The organism is Streptococcus sanguinis, from assembly GCF_020729725.1.
GTDB lineage: Bacteria > Bacillota > Bacilli > Lactobacillales > Streptococcaceae > Streptococcus > Streptococcus sanguinis_V.
Genome location: NZ_JAJEPA010000005.1, coordinates 708271 through 727279, shown reverse-complemented (window position 1 = coordinate 727279; position 19009 = coordinate 708271). Strand labels below are relative to the sequence as shown.

Genomic DNA, 19009 nt, shown 5'->3' with positions numbered 1-19009 from the left:
CCGATTCGAGGTGTAAGTCTTTTGACTTGCATAAATGAAGGTGGAACCACGTTGCGACGTCCTTTTGAGGATGTCGTTTTTCTTTTGTCAGAAGGAGGGGGAATGATGCTTTATATGATTGGCGGCTCGCCTTGTAGTGGGAAGTCAACAATTTCTTCACTTCTTGCTAGACAGTATCAGCTGCTTCATATCAAACTGGATGATTTGGTAGACGAGATGATGAGTCAAGCAAGTGCAGATTCACAGCCGATTTGCCTTCTTAGACAGGACAGAAATCCGGAACAAATCTGGATGAGAAATCCAGAAGAGATGGCAGATGAAGAATGGCGCTTTTATGAAGAGATTTTTCCTTATGTAAAATCTTACTTGATAAAAAATCAAGATAGACCACTCTTGGTTGAGGGGGCAGGACTTTTGCCTCATTTGGTAAAGGAACTTGAATGGCCAGCGTCTTCCTATCTATGCTTGACTCCAACAGCTGATTTTCAGAAAAAGCATTATAGACAGAGAGAATGGGTTCCTTATGTCTTAGAGGGAACAACCAATCCTGAGCAAGCTTTTGAAAACTGGATGCAGCGAGACATTCTTTTTGCCCAAATGGTTCGGAAGGAAGCGGTGAGATTAGGCTATCCTAGCCTCATAACAGATGGTAGTCAGTCAGAAAAGCAGACTGCGGAAGAGATTGCTCGAATCTTTAAATTGCTTAACAGAAACAATATAATATTAAAGGAGAAAACTCATGATTAAGATTACTTTCCCAGATGGCGCTGTTCGTGAATTCGAATCTGGCGTGTCAACTTTTGAAATTGCTCAATCTATCAGCAATTCCCTAGCTAAAAAAGCCTTGGCTGGTAAATTCAACGGCAAATTGATTGATACAACTCGTGCCATCACTGAAGATGGTGCTATTGAAATCGTGACACCTGACCACGAAGATGCTTTAGATATCTTGCGTCACTCTGCAGCCCACTTGTTTGCGCAAGCAGCTCGTCGTCTTTTCCCAGATATTCACTTGGGCGTTGGCCCTGCCATTCAGGATGGTTTCTACTACGATACAGATAATGAAGCTGGGCAAATTTCAAATGAAGATCTGCCTCGTATCGAAGAGGAAATGAAGAAAATCGTCAAAGAAAACTTCCCATCCATCCGTGAGGAAGTGACCAAGGATGAGGCGCGTGAAATTTTCAAAAACGATCCTTACAAGTTGGAATTGATTGAAGAGCACTCTGAAGATGAGGGTGGTTTGACCATCTACCGTCAGGGTGAATATGTGGATCTCTGCCGTGGGCCTCACGTTCCATCTACAGGTCGGATTCAAATCTTCCATCTCTTGAACGTGGCTGGAGCATACTGGCGCGGGAACAGCGACAATGCTATGATGCAGCGAGTCTATGGTACTGCTTGGTTTGACAAGAAAGACCTGAAGAAATATCTGCAAATGCGGGAAGAAGCCAAAGAACGCGACCACCGTAAGTTAGGGAAAGAGCTGGATCTCTTCATGATTTCTCAAGAAGTGGGTCAAGGTTTGCCATTCTGGCTGCCAAATGGTGCGACTGTTCGTCGCGAGTTGGAGCGCTACATCGTTGATAAAGAGTTGGCTTCAGGCTACCAACACGTCTACACTCCGCCTTTGGCTTCTGTGGAGCTTTATAAGACTTCTGGCCACTGGGAGCACTACCAAGAGGATATGTTCCCAACCATGGATATGGGTGATGGAGAAGAGTTTGTTCTGCGGCCGATGAACTGCCCTCACCACATCCAGGTCTACAAACATCATGTTCACTCTTACCGTGAGTTGCCAATCCGTATCGCTGAGATTGGCATGATGCACCGCTACGAAAAATCTGGTGCCCTGACTGGTTTGCAGCGGGTTCGTGAAATGTCCTTGAACGATGGCCACTTGTTTGTAACGCCAGAGCAGATTCAGGAAGAATTCCAGCGTGCGCTGCAGTTGATTATCGACGTTTACGCTGACTTCAACTTGACTGAATATCGTTTCCGTCTGTCTCTTCGTGACCCTCAGGATACACATAAGTATTTTGATAACGATGAGATGTGGGAAAATGCCCAAACCATGCTGCGAGCAGCCCTTGATGAAATGGGTGTGGACTACTTTGAGGCAGAAGGAGAGGCAGCCTTCTACGGTCCAAAACTCGATATCCAAGTTAAAACAGCCCTTGGAAATGAGGAAACTCTATCAACTATCCAGCTGGACTTCCTCTTGCCAGAGCGCTTTGACCTCAAGTATGTCGGCGCTGACGGTGAAGAGCATCGCCCAGTTATGATTCACCGTGGAGTTATCTCAACCATGGAGCGCTTTACAGCCATCTTGATTGAAAATTACAAGGGTGCCTTCCCGACCTGGCTGGCTCCGCATCAAGTGACTTTGATTCCAGTTTCTAATGAAGCCCATATCGACTATGCTTGGCAAGTGGCTAAGAAGCTGCGCGACAAGGGTGTTCGTGCTGATGTGGATGAGCGTAATGAAAAAATGCAGTACAAGATTCGTGCCTCACAAACTAGCAAGATTCCTTATCAGCTAATCGTTGGTGACAAGGAAGTAGAAGACGGTACTGTTAATGTCCGCCGCTACGGTCAAAAAGAAACACATACAATACCAGTAGACGAATTTGTAGAGCAAATCTTAGCAGACATTGCCAACAAATCACGCCTTGAAAAGTAGCATTTATTAGATAACAATTAAACCCGAGCAATTGGCTCGGGTTTAATTGTTATCTACCTACAGATAGAAACTTCTTTAACTAATTATGTTAGCAAGTTTTATCTTAATGCAAGTATTTATCCACATAATCATCAAAATCAGGATACTCATTTCTGTTCATGGCATAGAGCATTTCCCCATAGAGAGGGTCGCTAGACGGGTCGTCAGGTTCTAGAAGAGTAGCTATTTTCATATCATCATCTGGGAAAAGGATGGTGTAGTGATAGGTGTCGCTGACAGTGATACTGTAATATTTGGTATTATCTTGGTAGCCTGACTTATCTATCTTATAGTGAAATTCTTTATCGCCTAGCTTGCCTGTCTTGTCATTGAAGACAATGTCAATGTCCTCTCCATTTGCTTTCTGAGCCTTCCATTTTCCCTGGAAGCTAGTGTGCTGACCGCAGGCGCTGAGAAAGATTGCTGTTAAGAAAGTGATGAAAAGCCATGTTAGTTTTTTCATATCGTTCTCCTTGTCTATCCTTTGATATTATTCTACCACAAATGTTAAAAATAAAAAAGTTGAGTTGGTAAACTCAACTTTTGCACAGTAGGTCTGTATCTGAGCTACTTATTCTGCAGCTTGAGCCCAGCGTTGGGATAGCTTGCGCGAGAAGCTGGAAATAGCGAAGTTAATCAGGAAATAGATGGCTGCTACTAATAAGTAGAGTGCGAAGACCTGTTCAGCTTCAAAATAGCGCCCCATTAGAATTTGAGCAGAACCAAAGAGTTCTTGGAGCGCAATAACAGAATAGAGCAGGCTGGTATCCTTAATCACTGTGACAAACTGAGAAATGATGGCTGGCAGCATTTTCCGAATAGCCTGAGGTAGGATGATATAACGCAAAATCTGAAACTGGGTAAATCCTTGAGATAAGCCAGCTTCAGTCTGACCTGGATCAATGGCATTGAGACCGCCACGGATAATTTCTGCCAAAGCAGCAGAAGTAAAGACAGTGAAGCTGATGATACCAGCTGGCGTTGATTTAATCTGAAAGACTAAAAAGATAGTGAAAATCCAGAGCAGATTGGGTACATTACGGACAAATTCGATGTAAATGCTGGCAATCAGCTTGAGCAGTTTATTTTTTCCATTTCTCATGACTGCTAGAATAGTTCCAAAAATCGTGGATAGGACAATGGAAATGAAAGAAATTTGCAGTGTCAGCCAGAGCCCCTTAAGGATAAAGAGGAGGTTGGTTGCGGTTAAGACTTTTAAAATATTTTCCATAGAGACCTCCTTAGATGCTGTAAGCTTGTTTATTGGCTTCCTCTACCTTACGTCCCCAGCTGGCGATTGGGAAGCAAAGGAGGAAGTAGAGCAGAGCTGCTCCGGCAAAAGCTGGGATGTAGTTGGAGTTCAGAGCAGACCAAGACTTGGTCACGAACATCAGATCCATACCAGAGATAATAGCGACGGTAGAAGTGTTTTTTATCAAATTGACGACCTGATTGATTAGCGGTGGCAGGATAATCCGAAAAGCTTGGGGCAGGATGATGTATCGCATAGTTTCTACATAGGTAAAGCCCTGAGAGAGTGCAGCTTCGGTCTGCCCGCGAGGAATGGACTGGATACCTGAGCGTATGACTTCGGCGATGTAAGCACCATGATACAGTCCCACACAGAGAACCGCAGTCCAATAGATTGAGGGCATGATGGTGTAATTGCTGACTAGCGGAAGACCGTAAAAGACAATTACAAATTGCACTAAGAGAGGTGTATTCTGATAAAACTCAACAAAAACACGAGCTAGACCACGTAGAACTTTATGCTTACCTGTGCTGATAGCTCCGAAGAAAATCCCTAGTAAAAGAGCCAAGGTCAGGGCGCCGATGGAAATAGCTAAGGTAAAGAGGAATCCTTGGAAAAACTTGCCAAAGTCCGCAAAGTAGGCCTGCCAAGAAGAAATACTAAAACTCATGGGGTCTCCTTTCTAATCATCTGTTGAAGCAGATGGTTTTAAATCATATTTGTCATAAAGTTTCTGAAGACTGCCGTTTTCCTTCCATTTAGCGATTAGGCCATCTACATAGTCATTCAATTGAGTATTGGATTTTTTTGTTACCACACCATAATCGGCTTTTTTGAAGCTGTAATCCAGAATGTTTGACTTGGAACTTACATAGCCGGTCAGGATGGACTTGTCAACAGAAATAGCATCAATACGGTGAGCTCGCAAGGAAACAGCTAGTTCAGGGTAGGAACCTAACTCTACATATTTGAAGTTGAGTTTTTTCTCTTGGGCGATTTCTTCCAGTAAGGTTTGAGTAATAGAGCCCTGGACGACACCGATAGTCTTGTTATTCAAGTCCTTGACGTCTGTAATTTTGCTGGATTTATTAACTAGAAAACCAGAAGCATCGGTGTAGTAAGGGGTTGTGAAATTATAGATTTCCTTACGCTCGTCTGTGATGGTAAAGGTCGCAATTACCATGTCAACTTGTCCGTTGTCCAGAAGTGGTCCGCGGGTTTGTGCGGTAACTGGGACGTAGTTGATTTTGACGCCTAGTTCCTTAGCAATCTTCTTTGCAATATCGATTTCTAGACCGCTGTAAGCATTGCTATCAGGATTGAGGTAACCAAAGTTAGGTACATCCTGCTTGACACCGACATTAAGGACTCCGCGTTTCTGGATGGCCTTAACCTGTTGGCTGGTACTGGAATCGGCATGTGCAGGAGCGGCGTGAATCAAGCCTAGAGTCAGAAAGAGTAGGAGTAGGCTAATGAGTATTTTTTGTAGTTTCATAGGTCTTCTCCTTTTTAAGAAAGTACATTATCGCTCTCATGGTTGATAATTTTACTGAGAAACTGCTTAGCACGGGGTTCGGTAGGATTGTCAAAGAAAGCATCAACATCAGTAGTATCCACCAGCACCTCACCGTCTGCCATGAAGATAATGCGGTCGGCTACCTCACGGGCAAAGCCCATTTCGTGTGTGACCACAATCATATTCATGCCGTCTTTGGCTAATTTTTGCATAACAGCCAGAACATCCCCGATTGTTTCAGGGTCAAGGGCAGAAGTCGGTTCATCAAAGAGCAGGAGCTCAGGATGCATGGCTAAACCTCGGGCAATGGCAATCCTTTGCTTTTGTCCACCAGATAGCATGCCTGGGTAAGAGTCTTTCTTGTCCCACATGTTGACAAATTCTAGATATTTTTTAGCGATTTTTTTAGCCTCTTGTTTATACATTCCAAGAACTTTAATAGGCGCCAAGGTAACATTTTCTAACACCGTTTTGTGGGGGTAAAGATTAAAATGTTGAAAGACCATTCCGACTTCTTTGCGTAAGTTAACCAGATCTTTGGCAGCAGTGTTCGTGACCTCGTGGCCATTGACGATCAAGCTTCCCTGGTCAATGCCTTCTAAAGCGTTGATTGTACGGATAAGAGTAGATTTTCCTGATCCGGATGGTCCCAGCAGTACAACCACTTGCCCTTTTTCAAAACTGAGATTGATATTGCGCAGAGCATGGTAATCTCCGTAATACTTTTCGACATTTTTAAATTCAACTAAAGCCATATCTTTCTCCTTTGTGTTAGATAATATGACATAGATTTTACCATAGAATAAATAAACTGTCAAATTGAATAAAAATGAGTATTTTCATTCAGAGAAAAATTTTTTTGGGATGAGAATTGTCCATTTTCTACAAATGTGGAATAAAAATGGCTTGAATTAGTGTTTTTTAAGAAAACTTTGGTATAATAAGACTATATAAATAAATAAAATTGGATTGGGAGTCTAGCTAGGCAAACTAGATTGCCTTTTGCACGTGTTGATGCAGGACGACTTAGCTGACTATGTCACAACTTTTCTATCATGGAGTTGATTCAATCCCAATCTTATGTTAAGGTGAACATATGAAGAAAATATTAGTTGTAGATGATGAGAAGCCAATCTCAGATATTATTAAGTTTAATATGGCCAAAGAAGGCTATGAGGTTTTGACTGCCTTTGATGGCAAGGAAGCCTTGGAAATGTTTGAAGCAGAACAGCCAGACATCTTGATTCTGGACTTGATGCTGCCGGAAGTGGACGGACTGGAAGTTGCTCGGACTATTCGCAAGACCAGCAATGTTCCGATTATTGTATTGTCTGCTAAGGACAGTGAGTTTGACAAGGTTATCGGCCTTGAAATCGGTGCAGATGACTATGTGACCAAGCCTTTCTCAAATCGTGAGCTGCAGGCGCGTGTCAAGGCACTTCTTCGTCGGGCAGACCTTGTTGTGGAAAACCAAGTAGAAGAAAGTGGCCCAAACGAGTTGACCATTGGAGAACTGCAGATTTTGCCAGATGCTTTTGTTGCTAAGAAGCATGGCAAGGAGCTGGAGCTGACCCACCGTGAGTTTGAACTGCTTCACCATTTGGCGACACATATCGGTCAGGTGATGACACGTGAGCACTTGCTGGAAACAGTATGGGGCTATGACTATTTTGGCGATGTCCGTACAGTGGATGTGACGATCCGCCGCCTGCGTGAAAAGATTGAAGATACGCCAAGCCGGCCTGAGTATATCTTGACTCGCCGCGGAGTTGGCTACTATATGAGAAATAATGATTGAAGCAATTAAACAATTTGTGATTTCTGCGGATTTCGTCTTTGCTATCATTATTATCGGCTTCATTGTAGTTGTTGCCTTGCTTTTATTGGAAAATCGCCGTGATAACCAAAAGCTTGTGCAGCTTAATCAAAAGGTTAAAGATTTGATTGCAGGGGACTATTCTGAAGTGCTGGACATGCAAGGGAGTCCAGAAATCACAGATATGACCAACAGTATCAATGATCTTTCAGAGGTCATTCGACTGACACATGAAAACCTTGAGCAAGAAACCAAACGCCTTTCCAGTATCCTGTCCTATATGACAGATGGCGTGCTCGCGACTAACCGCCGGGGGCAGATTATCACTATCAACGATATGGCAACCAAGCAGTTGGGAGTTAAGAGAGATGAGGTCCAAAATATGAGTATTTTGGATCTGCTTTCGATTTCAGACGAGTATGATTTGCGGGATCTGATTACCAATGTTCCTGAGCTGACGATAGATTCTCAGGATGAAAATGGTGAGTATCTGAGCTTGCGGGTTCGCTTTGCCTTGGTAAGGCGGGAGTCGGGCTTTATTTCTGGTTTGGTAGCTGTCTTGCATGACACGACAGAGCAGGATAAGGAAGAGCGGGAGCGTCGCCTCTTTGTCTCCAACGTCAGCCATGAGTTGCGGACTCCGCTGACCAGTGTCAAGTCCTATCTGGAAGCCTTGGATGAGGGAGCCTTGTCTGAGCCAGTGGCACCAGATTTTGTCAAGGTATCGCTCAATGAAACCAACCGCATGATGCGGATGGTGACGGACTTGCTTAGTCTGTCCCGTATTGACAATGAGACCAGTCATCTGGAAGTGGAACTGACGAATTTCACAGCCTTTATCACTTTTATCCTCAATCGCTTTGACAAGATAAAAAATCAAGACGAGACCAAGAAATATGAGATTATCCGTGATTATCCTATAACACCGATCTGGGTGGAGATTGATACAGATAAGCTGACCCAAGTGATTGATAATATCATGAACAATGCCATCAAGTATTCGCCGGATGGTGGAACCATTACTGTTTCCATCAAGACAACTGATGAGCAGTTGATCCTCTCGATTGCGGATGAAGGTCTGGGAATTCCCAAGCAGGACCTGCCTAAGATTTTTGACCGCTTTTATCGAGTGGACAAGGCACGCAGTCGCGCACAGGGCGGAACAGGTCTGGGGCTGGCTATTGCCAAGGAAATTATCAAGCAGCATCAGGGCTTTATCTGGGCTAAGAGTGAGTATGGTGTGGGCTCGACCTTTACCATTGTCTTGCCTTATGAGAATGATGGTGTCCGGGATGACGACTGGGATAATGAAGATGATATATAGAAAGTAAACATGACTAAAGGATTTCAATACAGTATTCTGGCGTCAGGATCAAGCGGTAACTGTTTCTATCTGGAAACAGATCAAAAGCGGATTCTGGTTGACGCTGGCTTATCAGGCAAGAAAATTACGAGCTTGTTGGGTGAAATTGGCCGCAAGCCTGAGGATTTGGATGCCATTTTAGTGACCCATGAGCACAAGGACCACATTCATGGCGTTGGTGTATTGGCCCGCAAGTATCATCTGGATATTTATGCTAATGAGACCACTTGGAAGGCTATGGAAAAGGACTTGGGCAAGCTGGATGCGAGCCAAAAGCATATCTTTGAATTGGGCAAGACCAAGACCTTTGGAGACTTGGATGTGGAGAGCTTTGGTGTCAGTCATGACGCAGCCTGTCCACAATTTTACCGCTTTATGAAGGATGACAAGAGTTTTGTCATGCTGACGGATACGGGCTATGTCAGTGATCGGATGGCTGGAATTATCGAAAATGCTGACGGGTACCTGATTGAGAGCAATCATGATATTGAAATTCTTCGCAGTGGTGCCTATCCTTGGAGTCTTAAGCAGCGGATTCTGTCGGATATGGGCCACTTGTCCAATGAAGACGGAGCGGAGACCATGATTCGGACTCTGGGCAATCGCACCAAGCGAATCTATCTAGGACATCTCAGTAAGGAAAACAATATCAAGGAATTGGCTCACATGACCATGGTCAATCAGCTGGCTCAAGCCGATATGGCAGTCGGTCACGACTTCCAAGTCTATGATACCTCGCCTGATACCGCAACGCCTTTGACGAGTATTTAAAAATCAAAGCAAAAGGTTTGGTTTTATTGCTCTAGTGCGGTATCCATTATATATTTAAAAAGTAACGGTTTTATTTTGCAAAGGAGCTTGTATGCGACCAATTTACTTTGTAGTAGGTCTCTTATCTTTAGGGTTAGGAGTTTTGGGGATTTTTCTGCCTCTCCTGCCTACGACACCATTTCTTCTCTTGTCCATTGCCTGCTTTTCGCGCAGTTCAAAGCGTTTTGAGAATTGGCTCTATCATACAAAGATGTATCAGACCTATGTGGCAGATTTTCGAGAGACAGGAACGATTGCCAAGGAACGTAAGAAAAAGATTATTGTTTCCATCTATATCTTGATGGGGATTTCCATTTTGCTAGCGCCTATTATTTGGGTCAAGATTGGACTGTTGGGTCTGACCATTTTTATCACCTATTATTTATTTAAAGTAATTCCGGATAAGGAATAGAAATCACTGTCAGCAGGTGCGTTTGCGCCTGTTTTTTGTTATAATAGAGACTGTATATCTTTGGAAAGGAAAAGGTGTCATGCTACTTATCTGACTGAGGTCAGCATGATGTAAAATAGTAATGGAAAATTTGAAAAAAGCATTGCTGGAGCAGTTTGACTTGGTTTTCTCTGATGAGACCTTGTTGGAAACGGCTTTTACTCATACGAGCTATGCCAATGAGCACCGCCTCTTAAAAATTTCACACAATGAGCGCTTGGAATTTTTAGGAGACGCTGTTCTGCAACTGATTATTTCGGAGTATCTTTATACCAAGTATCCTAAGAGACCAGAGGGCGACTTGTCCAAGCTGCGTTCCATGATTGTTCGGGAGGAGAGCCTGGCAGGCTTTGCCCGTGATTGTCAGTTTGATCATTTTATCAAGCTGGGACGCGGTGAGGAGAAGTCTGGCGGCCGGAATCGTGATACGATTTTAGGAGATTTGTTCGAGGCCTTTTTAGGCGCCTTGCTCTTAGATAAGGGTGTGGAAGCAGTCAAAAGCTTTCTCTACCAAGTCATGATTCCCAAGGTGGAAGCGGGAGATTTTGAGCGGGTGACGGACTATAAGACCAAGCTGCAGGAGTTGCTGCAGATTAATGGTGATGTGGAAATTGCTTATCAGGTTGTCTCCGAGACAGGGCCGGCTCATGCCAAAAATTTCGAGGTGGCTGTTCTTATCAATGGCCGCAAGTCCGGTCAAGGCCAGGGGCGTTCTAAAAAGCTGGCCGAGCAGGAAGCTGCTAAAAACGCATTTGAAAAGGAAAGTTCTTCATGTTTTTAAAGAAAATTGAAATTCAGGGCTTCAAGTCATTTGCTGATAAGACTAAAGTTGTCTTTGATCAGGGAGTGACAGCGGTTGTTGGGCCAAACGGTTCCGGCAAGTCCAACATTACAGAGAGCCTGCGCTGGGCCTTGGGAGAGTCCAGTGTGAAAAGTCTGCGGGGCGGCAAGATGCCTGATGTGATTTTTGCGGGAACAGAAACCCGCAAGCCCCTTAATTACGCATCAGTGGTAGTGGTTCTGGATAACAGCGACCAATTTATCAAGGATGCTGCCAATGAGATTCGGGTGGAGCGTCACATTTACCGCAGCGGTGATAGTGAGTATAAGATTGACGGTAAAAAAGTCCGTCTGCGTGATGTCCATGATCTTTTCATGGATACAGGGCTGGGACGAGATTCCTTCTCCATCATTTCCCAAGGGAAGGTTGAGGAAATCTTCAACAGCAAGCCAGAGGAACGTCGGGCAATCTTTGAAGAAGCTGCTGGAGTGCTTAAGTATAAGACGCGTCGTAAGGAAACGGAAAGCAAGCTTAGTCAAACCCAGGATAATCTGGATCGACTGGAAGACATTATCTACGAGCTGGAGAGCCAGGTCAAGCCCTTGGAGAAGCAGGCTGAAACTGCTAAGCGCTTCTTGAGTCTGGATGGCCAGCGCCGAGAGCTTTACTTGGATGTTTTGGTCGCTCAGCTGACAGCTAATAAGGAAAAGTTGATCAAGGCTGAAGAAGATTTAACGAATATCCAGCAAGAGCTAGCAGCCTACTATAGCAAGCGCGATGAGCTGGAAGTTGAAAATCAAACCTTGAAGACTAAGCGCCATGAGCTCAATCAAACTTTGTCTGATGATCAGGCTAGTTTGCTGGAATTGACCCGCTTAATCAGTGATTTGGAGCGACAAATTGATCTTTCTAAGCTGGAGTCCAGTCAGGCAGCGACGAGCCGTCGGGAAAATGAAGAACGTTTGGCTGCTTTGTCAGAAAAACTGGCTCAGATAGAAAGCAACATAGAAGACAAGCAGGCTGAATTGAGTAAAATAGCTGCCAAACTGGCTGACAATGAGGAGTCTATCGCTGCTTTGGAAGCAGAATTAGCAGACTTTTCAGATGATCCAGACCAGCTGATTGAACATCTGCGTGAGCAGTATGTCAAGCTCATGCAGGAAGAGGCAAATCTTTCTAATGACTTGACTTCTCTGGAGAGCCAGCTGGCTAGCGAGCTTAAATTGGCTGAGAGCAAGAAGGCAGACTATGCTAAATTGCAAGGAGATTTGGAAGCTAGTCAGACTCAGGAGCAGGCTGGTTTGGAGGAGTTGGAAATTGCTCGCCAAGCCCTCAAGGGCCTACTGGCTGACTACCAGAGTCAGATCCAGTTGGTAGAGAAGCTAGAGGCTGACTATAAGCATCAGCAGACTAAGATGTTTGAGCTTTTGGACGACCTCAAAAACAAGCAGGCGCGTTCTAATAGCTTGGAAGCCATTCTCAAAAATCACAGTAATTTCTATGCTGGGGTGAAGAGTGTGCTGCAGGAAGCTGGCCGTCTAGGTGGCATTGTTGGAGCAGTTAGTGAAAAACTCAGCTTTGACCCCCACTATCAGACTGCGCTGGAAATTGCGTTGGGAGCCAGCAGTCAGAATATCATCGTGGAAGATGAGGCGGCTGCGACTCGGGCTATTGAATTTCTGAAGAAAAATCGGGCTGGCCGGGCAACCTTCCTGCCTTTAACAACCATCAAGCCGCGTCAGCTGCCTGACCATAACCGTGCTACGATTGAAAAAAGTGCTGGTTTTCTGGGACTGGCTTCTTCTCTGGTCAGCTATGATTCATCGTTAGACAGCATTTTTCAAAATCTGCTGGGAACGACCGCTATTTTTGATACAGTGGAGCATGCCCGAGCAGCAGCTCGCCAAGTGCGCTATCAGGTTCGCATGGTGACTTTGGATGGAACAGAGCTTCGGACTGGCGGATCTTATGCTGGTGGTGCCAACCGCAACAACAATACTATCTTTATCAAGCCGGAGCTAGATGCTTTGCTTGAAGAGATTAAGCAGAAAAATGTCAGCTTGAAAGAGCAGGAAGAAGCAGTGCAAATTCTGCAAAACCAGCTAAGTCAGGCCAAGCAGGTATTGGAACAAATCAAGACAGATGGTGAGCAAGCTCGCTTGGCTGAGCAAAAGGCTAATCTAGCCTATGAACAGTTGGCCAAGCGTGTAGAAGAGCTCACAAGTCTGAAAAATCTACAGGAACAGGAGTTGGCTGGTCAATCTGCTTTGGATATTTCAGAAGAGAAAGACCGACTGCAGACCCGCTTGACTGAAATTGAGCAAGGAAAAACGGACATCACTGCAGAAATAGAGCAGGTTAAGTCGAACAAAGATGCAGTTCAGGCTCGCTTTGACAAGCTTTCCTCTCGTTTAGCTGAACTCAAGCTCCAGCGAACAGAGCTGACCTCCAATCAACGCTTTGAAAAGAATGACTTGGAGCGTCTGTCCGAGGAAAAAGCCAGCCTTGCAAAAGAGCAGTCGACCTTGGAACTTTTGATGGAGCAAAAGGAGCAGTCCAGCTTGCAGAAGGTGGATATTACGATTCTGGAAGAGCAATTAGAGACCGCCAAGCAAGAAAAGATTGAGCTGGATCAAAGACTGATTCGCCTGAAATTTGAGCTTGAAGATCTGGAAGGTCAGTCTGACGATATTGCCAGTCGTTTGGAGCAAGCCCGCCATCAAAATGAAGAATTGATTCGCCGGCAAGCCAAGGCAGAGGCAGAAAAGGATAAGCTCATGGATGTCATGCGCCGTCTGGCAAGCAATCTGACAGATGACTATCAGATGAGTTTCGAAGAAGCAAGCAGCCAGGCTCGTCCGTTAGAAAGTTTGCCAGCTGCTGAAAGCCAGGTTAAGGATTTGGAAAAAGCCATTCGAGCTTTAGGTCCAGTCAATCTGGAAGCAGTTGAGCAGTTTGAAGAAGTCAGCAATCGTTTGAACTTCCTTAACGAACAGCGAGACGATGTCCTATCAGCCAAAAATCTGCTCTTAGAGACGATTGAAGAGATGAATGACGAAGTCAAGGAACGCTTTAAATCAACCTTTGAAGCCATTCGTGAAAGCTTCAAGGTGACTTTCCGTCAGATGTTTGGCGGTGGTTCGGCAGACCTGATATTGACGGAGGGGAACTTGCTGACGGCAGGTGTAGAAATCTCCGTACAGCCACCGGGCAAGAAGATCCAGTCGCTCAATCTGATGAGCGGTGGCGAGAAGGCCTTGTCAGCTTTGGCTCTGCTTTTCTCTATCATCCGTGTTAAGACCATTCCTTTTGTCATCTTGGATGAGGTAGAAGCAGCGCTGGACGAGGCTAATGTTAAACGCTTTGGGGATTATCTCAATCGATTTGACAAGGACAGCCAGTTCATCGTGGTCACTCACCGTAAGGGAACCATGTCAGCTGCAGACTCTATTTACGGAGTTACCATGCAGGAGTCTGGGGTTTCCAAGATTGTCTCGGTCAAGTTAAAAGATTTAGAAAGTATGTAACATGAGTATAAAATTAGTAGCAACGGATATGGATGGCACCTTTTTAGACAGTAAAGGTCAGTTTGATATGGATCGTCTCAAGCAAGTTTTGACTCGCTTCAAGGAAAAAGGTATGTATTTTGCCGTGGCTAGCGGACGCGGCCTCTTGTCGCTGGAAAAGCTGTTTGAGGAAGTGCGCAATGAGATTATTTTTATTGCTGAAAACGGCAGTTTAGTGGAATTTCATGGCGAGGACCTCTATGAAGCAACTATGCCTCGGGACTTTTACCTCAAGGTTTTTGACAAGCTGCAGGAATCACCCTATGTCAATGTCAATGAGCTGCTTTTGACGGGCAAACGTGCCTGCTATGTCTTGGAGACTGTGGATCCGACCTATCTTTCTTTCAGTGCTCATTATAATGAAAACATTCAAAAAGTAGCGAGCTTGGCTGACATCGACGATGATATTTTCAAGTTTACGACCAATTTTGCTGAGGACCAAGTCGCAGCTGGCGAAGCTTGGGTCAATGAGAATATCGACGGAGTCAAGGCCATGACAACTGGCTACAAGTCGATTGACATCGTTCTGGACCATGTGGATAAGGGGGTTGCCATTGTCGAGTTGGCCAAGAAGCTAGACATAGATCTTTCTCAAGTCATGGTTTTTGGTGATAATCTCAATGATTTGCACATGATGCAGGTGGCTGGCTATCCGATTGCGACTGAAAATGCTCGCCCTGAGATTTTAGAAGTGGCCAAGGAAGTCATCGGCCACCATGATGCTCAGTCGGTTATCACTTACATGGAGGGATTATAATGGCAGATATAAAACTGATTGCTCTGGACTTGGATGGAACTCTTCTGACTTCAGACAAGAAGATTTCTGAGCGCAATTTAGTAGCTTTAAAAACAGCTCAGGCCAAGGGAGTTAAGGTAGTTCTGACTACTGGCCGTCCCCTTAAGGCTATGGACTTTTTCCTGCATGAGCTGGGAACAGACGGTCGAGAAGATGAGTACACCATTACTTTTAATGGGGGACTTGTTCAGCGCAACACTGGAGAAATTCTTGATAAAACAGTCTTTTCTTATGATGATGTGGTTCGGATTTATGAGGAAACAGACAAGCTCCATATCCCTCTTGATGCTATCTGCGAAGGACTTGTCTATCAGATTCAATCCGATCAAGACTCGCTTTATGCTCAGTTTAATCCAGCTCTGACCTTTGAGTCCATTGATTTTAGTGATTTGTCCAGCCAGCAGACTTATAATAAATGTGTCACTGCTTATGCTCAAGAACCACTGGATGCGGCTATTGAGCAAATTTCACCGGAATTATTTGAGCGCTATGAGATTTTTAAATCTAGAGAAATGCTGCTGGAGTGGTCCCCTAAAAATGTCCATAAGGCTAATGGTTTGGAGAAACTGATTGCCCATTTAGGTATTGAGAGAAGTCAAGTCATGGCCTGTGGTGATGAAGCCAATGATCTGTCTATGATTGAGTGGGCTGGTCTGGGAGTGGCTATGCAGAATGCAGTAGCCATCGTCAAAGAAGCAGCCAATGTGGTGACACCTATGACCAATGATGAGGATGCAGTGGCTTGGGCTATTGAAGAATATGTACTAAAGGAGGATTAGCCGATGGGATTATTTGACCGCCTTTTCGGCCGAAAAAAACAAGAACCGCCGATTGAAGAAGTTGTCAAGGAAGCATTGGAAAACATTGATGACCTTGGAGAAGAAACAGCACCTGCTCCAGAAGCAGGAGAAAATCTTGAAGCGGAAGCTGTTCAGTCCTATCAGGGCGAGCAGCAACTTGATGACCAAATTTCGGATACAAAAGATAGTTTGACCGATATTGAAGAGCTTGCATCTCAAACTATCCAAGAAGAAAGCAAGGAGCCAGAGCATGAAAGAGAAATTATTGCAGAAAATCAAGAAGTGGCTCAAGGAGCAAGTCAGACTGAAGAAACTCTAGAAGAGCATCATGCTGAGAGCATTGACGAAACGGTAGAAGAAGTTGTTGAACAAGCAAAGCTGTCGGATGAAGCATCTTCTTATGACGAGGTGGCAACCGATTCAAATAATGAGTTCGAGCCAGAAACAGCTGAGGAGTCACTAACAGAATCAGAACAGGTCGTTCAAGCAGCTGATGTTGCTGAAGAATCAGAAGCAGCCGCTACAGAAGACCATGCTGAACTTCCTCAAGAGGAATCCACTCAGGAAAAATATGACCGCAGCCTAAAGAAGACTCGGACAGGATTTGGAGCACGGCTCAATGCCTTCTTTGCTAATTTCCGCTCAGTAGATGAAGAGTTCTTCGAAGACTTGGAAGAGCTGCTCATCACTAGTGATGTAGGGGTGCAGGTAGCTTCCAGTCTGACTGAGGAACTACGCTATGAAGCCCGTCTGGAAAATGCTAAAAAACCAGCTGCTCTACGCCAGCTGATTATTGAAAAATTGGTGGACATTTATGAGAAAGATGGCCGCTTTAATGAAAAAATCAATTTCCAAAACGGTTTGACTGTCATGCTCTTTGTTGGGGTCAACGGAGTTGGTAAAACCACCTCTATCGGTAAACTAGCCTATAAGTACAAACAACAAGGCAAGAAAGTCATGTTGGTAGCAGCAGATACATTCCGAGCTGGAGCAGTAGCTCAGCTGGCTGAATGGGGTCGGCGCGTAGATGTTCCAGTAGTAACGGGGCCTGAGAAGAGCGATCCTGCTAGCGTGGTTTATGACGGAATGGAGCGTGCTCTGGCAGAGAAGGTTGATGTTCTTATGATTGACACGGCTGGTCGCCTGCAAAATAAGGACAATCTCATGGCAGAGCTGGAGAAAATTGGCCGTATTATTAAGCGGGTGGATCCAGAAGCGCCACATGAAACTTTCCTAGCTCTCGATGCTTCAACCGGTCAGAATGCTCTGGTTCAGGCCAAGGAATTTTCTAAAATCACTCCAGTCACAGGAATTGTACTAACAAAGATTGATGGAACAGCTCGAGGCGGGGTTGTACTAGCCATTCGTCAGGAATTGGATATTCCAGTGAAGCTGATTGGCTTTGGAGAAAAGATTGATGATATTGGTGAGTTCAACTCAGAGAACTTTATGAAAGGCCTGCTTGAAGGCTTGGTATAAAACAAAAAACCAGTACGAGTACTGGTTTTTTATGAACAATTTTTAAAATTTATTTGTTTGGAGACCACTGCCAGTCAGCTCCAAATTCTCTAAGGAGTTCAAAAGAAGCATCTGGTCCCATAGAACCGACAGGATACTCATGAAGAGGCACTTCGTTGCTACGCCATAGCTCTTCAATCTGATCAATCAGCTCCCAGCTGGAGCGGACTTCATCCCAGTGGCTGAAGTTGGTTGAGTCATTGTTAAGGACGTCAAAGATTAATTTTTCGTAAGGATCAGGGGAAGCACCACTAGCTGTTGCGTCTGTTCGATAGTCCAGAGAGAGAGGAGCTAAGCTGAAGCGCTCGCCGACCTCTTTGCCATTCATGCTGAGAGAGAAGCCCTCAGTCGGCTGGATATGAATGGTCAGAACATTTGGTGCTAATTCCTCACCAAAGATAGACTCCATTTGCTTAAAGACGATATTGACAAGAGTGCCTTTTTCAGTGAGGCGTTTACCAGTTCGGAAGAAAAATGGAACATCACGGAAACGTTCGCTATTTACAAAGAAAGCTCCTGAAGCAAAGGTTTCAGTCATGGAGTCAGGATTGACATTAGGCTCACTCCGGTAGGAGATGTATTTCTTACCTTTGACCGTGCCAGACTTATATTGACCGCGGATAAAGAAGCGTTTCAAGTCATCTTTGTCGGGCTGTACCAAGCGTTCAAAAACTTTGACTTTCTCTGCCCGAATGTCCTCTTTGCTGAAGCTTTTCGGCTTGTCCATAGCTAAGAGTGACAGGAGCTGCAAGGTATGATTCTGAACCATATCTCGTAGAGCACCGGACTGGTCATAGTAGCCACCACGTTCTTCGACACCTAGCTTTTCTGCAAAGGTAATCTGGACATTGTCAATGTAGTCACGATTCCAGATATTTTCAAAGAGAAGATTGGCAAAGCGGATAGCAAAGATGCTCTGAATCATTTCCTTGCCTAGATAATGGTCAATACGGAAAATCTGCTCTTCATCAAAGGCTGCCAAGAGTTCTTCGTTAAGTTGGCTGGCAGTTGCCAAGTCTGTCCCGAAAGGTTTTTCAACAATCAGACGTTCAAATCCTTTGCCATCTACGATGTTTTCAGACTTGAGGTGTTTGGCAATGGTGCCGAAAAATTGCGGAGCCATGGACAGGAAGAAGAGTTTATTGTGCTCGGCTTGGTACTGCTCATTGAGTCGATTTTGAAGCTTGCGTAGCTCAATGTAGTGCTCGGTATCCTGTACGTCATGGCTTTGATAGTAGAAGTGGCTGGCAAACTCTTGGGCTTGCTCTGGACTGTCAGCTAAATCAGCGATTGCTTCGACAACTACAGACTCAAAATACTCCTTGCTCCAAGGACGGCGGGCTGTTCCAATAACAGCAAAATGCTTGGAAAGATTGCCAGACTTATAGAGCTTGAAGAGGGATGGATAGAGTTTTCTTTTTGCCAAGTCACCGCTGGCTCCGAAAATTGTTACAATAACTTTTGAAGACATCCTGATACCTATTTTCTAAATGATGTCTCTATTTTATCACAATTTTTCTAAAGATTGTATTCAGAAATTCGGTTTCTGAAAAGGGAGACAAATAGAAAGAAATTGACCGCTGCTTGAAACATATTCAAATACAAAAAATGAGGCTTA

General features: G+C 44.6%; 17 protein-coding genes. 11 read left to right on the top strand and 6 right to left on the bottom strand.

Annotated features, from left to right (window positions below):
- Positions 1-102 precede the first annotated feature (102 nt).
- Entirely contained in the window at positions 103-747 is a 645-nt protein-coding gene (locus K4I03_RS03540) for an adenylate kinase family protein (protein ID WP_223313334.1), read from the top strand.
- Positions 740-2683, top strand: a complete 1944-nt coding sequence (thrS, locus tag K4I03_RS03535) for a threonine--tRNA ligase (RefSeq protein WP_223313333.1) — start codon at positions 740-742, stop codon at positions 2681-2683. Before K4I03_RS03540 ends, thrS begins: the two co-directional genes overlap by 8 nt.
- 103 nt (positions 2684-2786) lie before the next feature.
- Here the strand turns inward: thrS and K4I03_RS03530 are convergent, their stop codons facing one another.
- From K4I03_RS03530 to K4I03_RS03510, 5 genes are all read right to left on the bottom strand, one after another.
- Positions 2787-3185, bottom strand: a complete 399-nt coding sequence (locus tag K4I03_RS03530) for a hypothetical protein (RefSeq protein ID WP_049540636.1) — start codon at positions 3183-3185, stop codon at positions 2787-2789.
- 108 nt (positions 3186-3293) lie between these two features.
- Positions 3294-3953, bottom strand: coding sequence for an amino acid ABC transporter permease (locus K4I03_RS03525; protein ID WP_002899933.1), 660 nt, complete (start codon positions 3951-3953; stop codon positions 3294-3296).
- Between the two features lie 10 nt (positions 3954-3963).
- Positions 3964-4644 (bottom strand): amino acid ABC transporter permease, encoded by a 681-nt coding sequence (locus K4I03_RS03520; protein WP_002906090.1) that lies wholly within the window; start codon positions 4642-4644, stop codon positions 3964-3966.
- 12 nt (positions 4645-4656) lie between these two features.
- Positions 4657-5469: a transporter substrate-binding domain-containing protein gene (locus K4I03_RS03515; protein ID WP_227963748.1), complete on the bottom strand. Its 813-nt coding sequence runs from the start codon at positions 5467-5469 to the stop codon at positions 4657-4659.
- Between the two features lie 14 nt (positions 5470-5483).
- Positions 5484-6245 carry an amino acid ABC transporter ATP-binding protein gene (locus K4I03_RS03510; RefSeq protein ID WP_227963747.1) on the bottom strand — a complete coding sequence of 254 codons (762 nt, stop codon included), beginning with the start codon at positions 6243-6245 and terminating at the stop codon, positions 5484-5486.
- Positions 6246-6586: 341 nt separating this feature from the next.
- Between K4I03_RS03510 and yycF the strand changes: the two genes are divergently transcribed.
- The 9 genes from yycF (at position 6587) to ftsY (ending at position 17352) form a co-directional block, all read left to right on the top strand.
- Positions 6587-7288: a response regulator YycF gene (gene yycF / locus K4I03_RS03505; RefSeq protein WP_002894937.1), complete on the top strand. Its 702-nt coding sequence runs from the start codon at positions 6587-6589 to the stop codon at positions 7286-7288.
- Positions 7281-8630: a cell wall metabolism sensor histidine kinase VicK gene (gene vicK, locus K4I03_RS03500; protein WP_002899938.1), complete on the top strand. Its 1350-nt coding sequence runs from the start codon at positions 7281-7283 to the stop codon at positions 8628-8630. Before yycF ends, vicK begins: the two co-directional genes overlap by 8 nt.
- Positions 8631-8639: 9 nt before the next feature.
- Positions 8640-9440 (top strand): MBL fold metallo-hydrolase, encoded by an 801-nt coding sequence (locus tag K4I03_RS03495; protein ID WP_227963746.1) that lies wholly within the window; start codon positions 8640-8642, stop codon positions 9438-9440.
- Positions 9441-9531: 91 nt separating this feature from the next.
- Positions 9532-9891: a YbaN family protein gene (locus K4I03_RS03490; RefSeq protein ID WP_227963745.1), complete on the top strand. Its 360-nt coding sequence runs from the start codon at positions 9532-9534 to the stop codon at positions 9889-9891.
- A 121-nt stretch (positions 9892-10012) separates the two neighbouring features.
- On the top strand, positions 10013-10711 hold the full coding sequence (gene rnc / locus K4I03_RS03485; protein ID WP_002913383.1) for a ribonuclease III: 699 nt from the start codon (positions 10013-10015) through the stop codon (positions 10709-10711).
- Positions 10702-14238: a chromosome segregation protein SMC gene (gene smc / locus K4I03_RS03480; protein ID WP_227963744.1), complete on the top strand. Its 3537-nt coding sequence runs from the start codon at positions 10702-10704 to the stop codon at positions 14236-14238. The genes rnc and smc overlap by 10 nt, the downstream gene beginning before the upstream one ends.
- Before the next feature lies 1 nt (position 14239).
- Positions 14240-15034 (top strand): Cof-type HAD-IIB family hydrolase, encoded by a 795-nt coding sequence (locus K4I03_RS03475; protein WP_002899943.1) that lies wholly within the window; start codon positions 14240-14242, stop codon positions 15032-15034.
- A complete protein-coding gene (locus tag K4I03_RS03470) occupies positions 15034-15852 on the top strand; it encodes a Cof-type HAD-IIB family hydrolase (protein ID WP_111675567.1) in 819 nt (272 codons plus the stop codon). Before K4I03_RS03475 ends, K4I03_RS03470 begins: the two co-directional genes overlap by 1 nt.
- A gap of 3 nt (positions 15853-15855) precedes the next feature.
- Complete coding sequence (ftsY, locus tag K4I03_RS03465) at positions 15856-17352, top strand: signal recognition particle-docking protein FtsY (RefSeq protein WP_227963743.1); 1497 nt, start codon at positions 15856-15858, stop codon at positions 17350-17352.
- Positions 17353-17401: 49 nt separating this feature from the next.
- Here ftsY and zwf read toward each other — a convergent pair whose 3' ends face one another.
- Positions 17402-18862 carry a glucose-6-phosphate dehydrogenase gene (zwf, locus tag K4I03_RS03460; protein WP_227963742.1) on the bottom strand — a complete coding sequence of 487 codons (1461 nt, stop codon included), beginning with the start codon at positions 18860-18862 and terminating at the stop codon, positions 17402-17404.
- Positions 18863-19009: the final 147 nt, after the last annotated feature.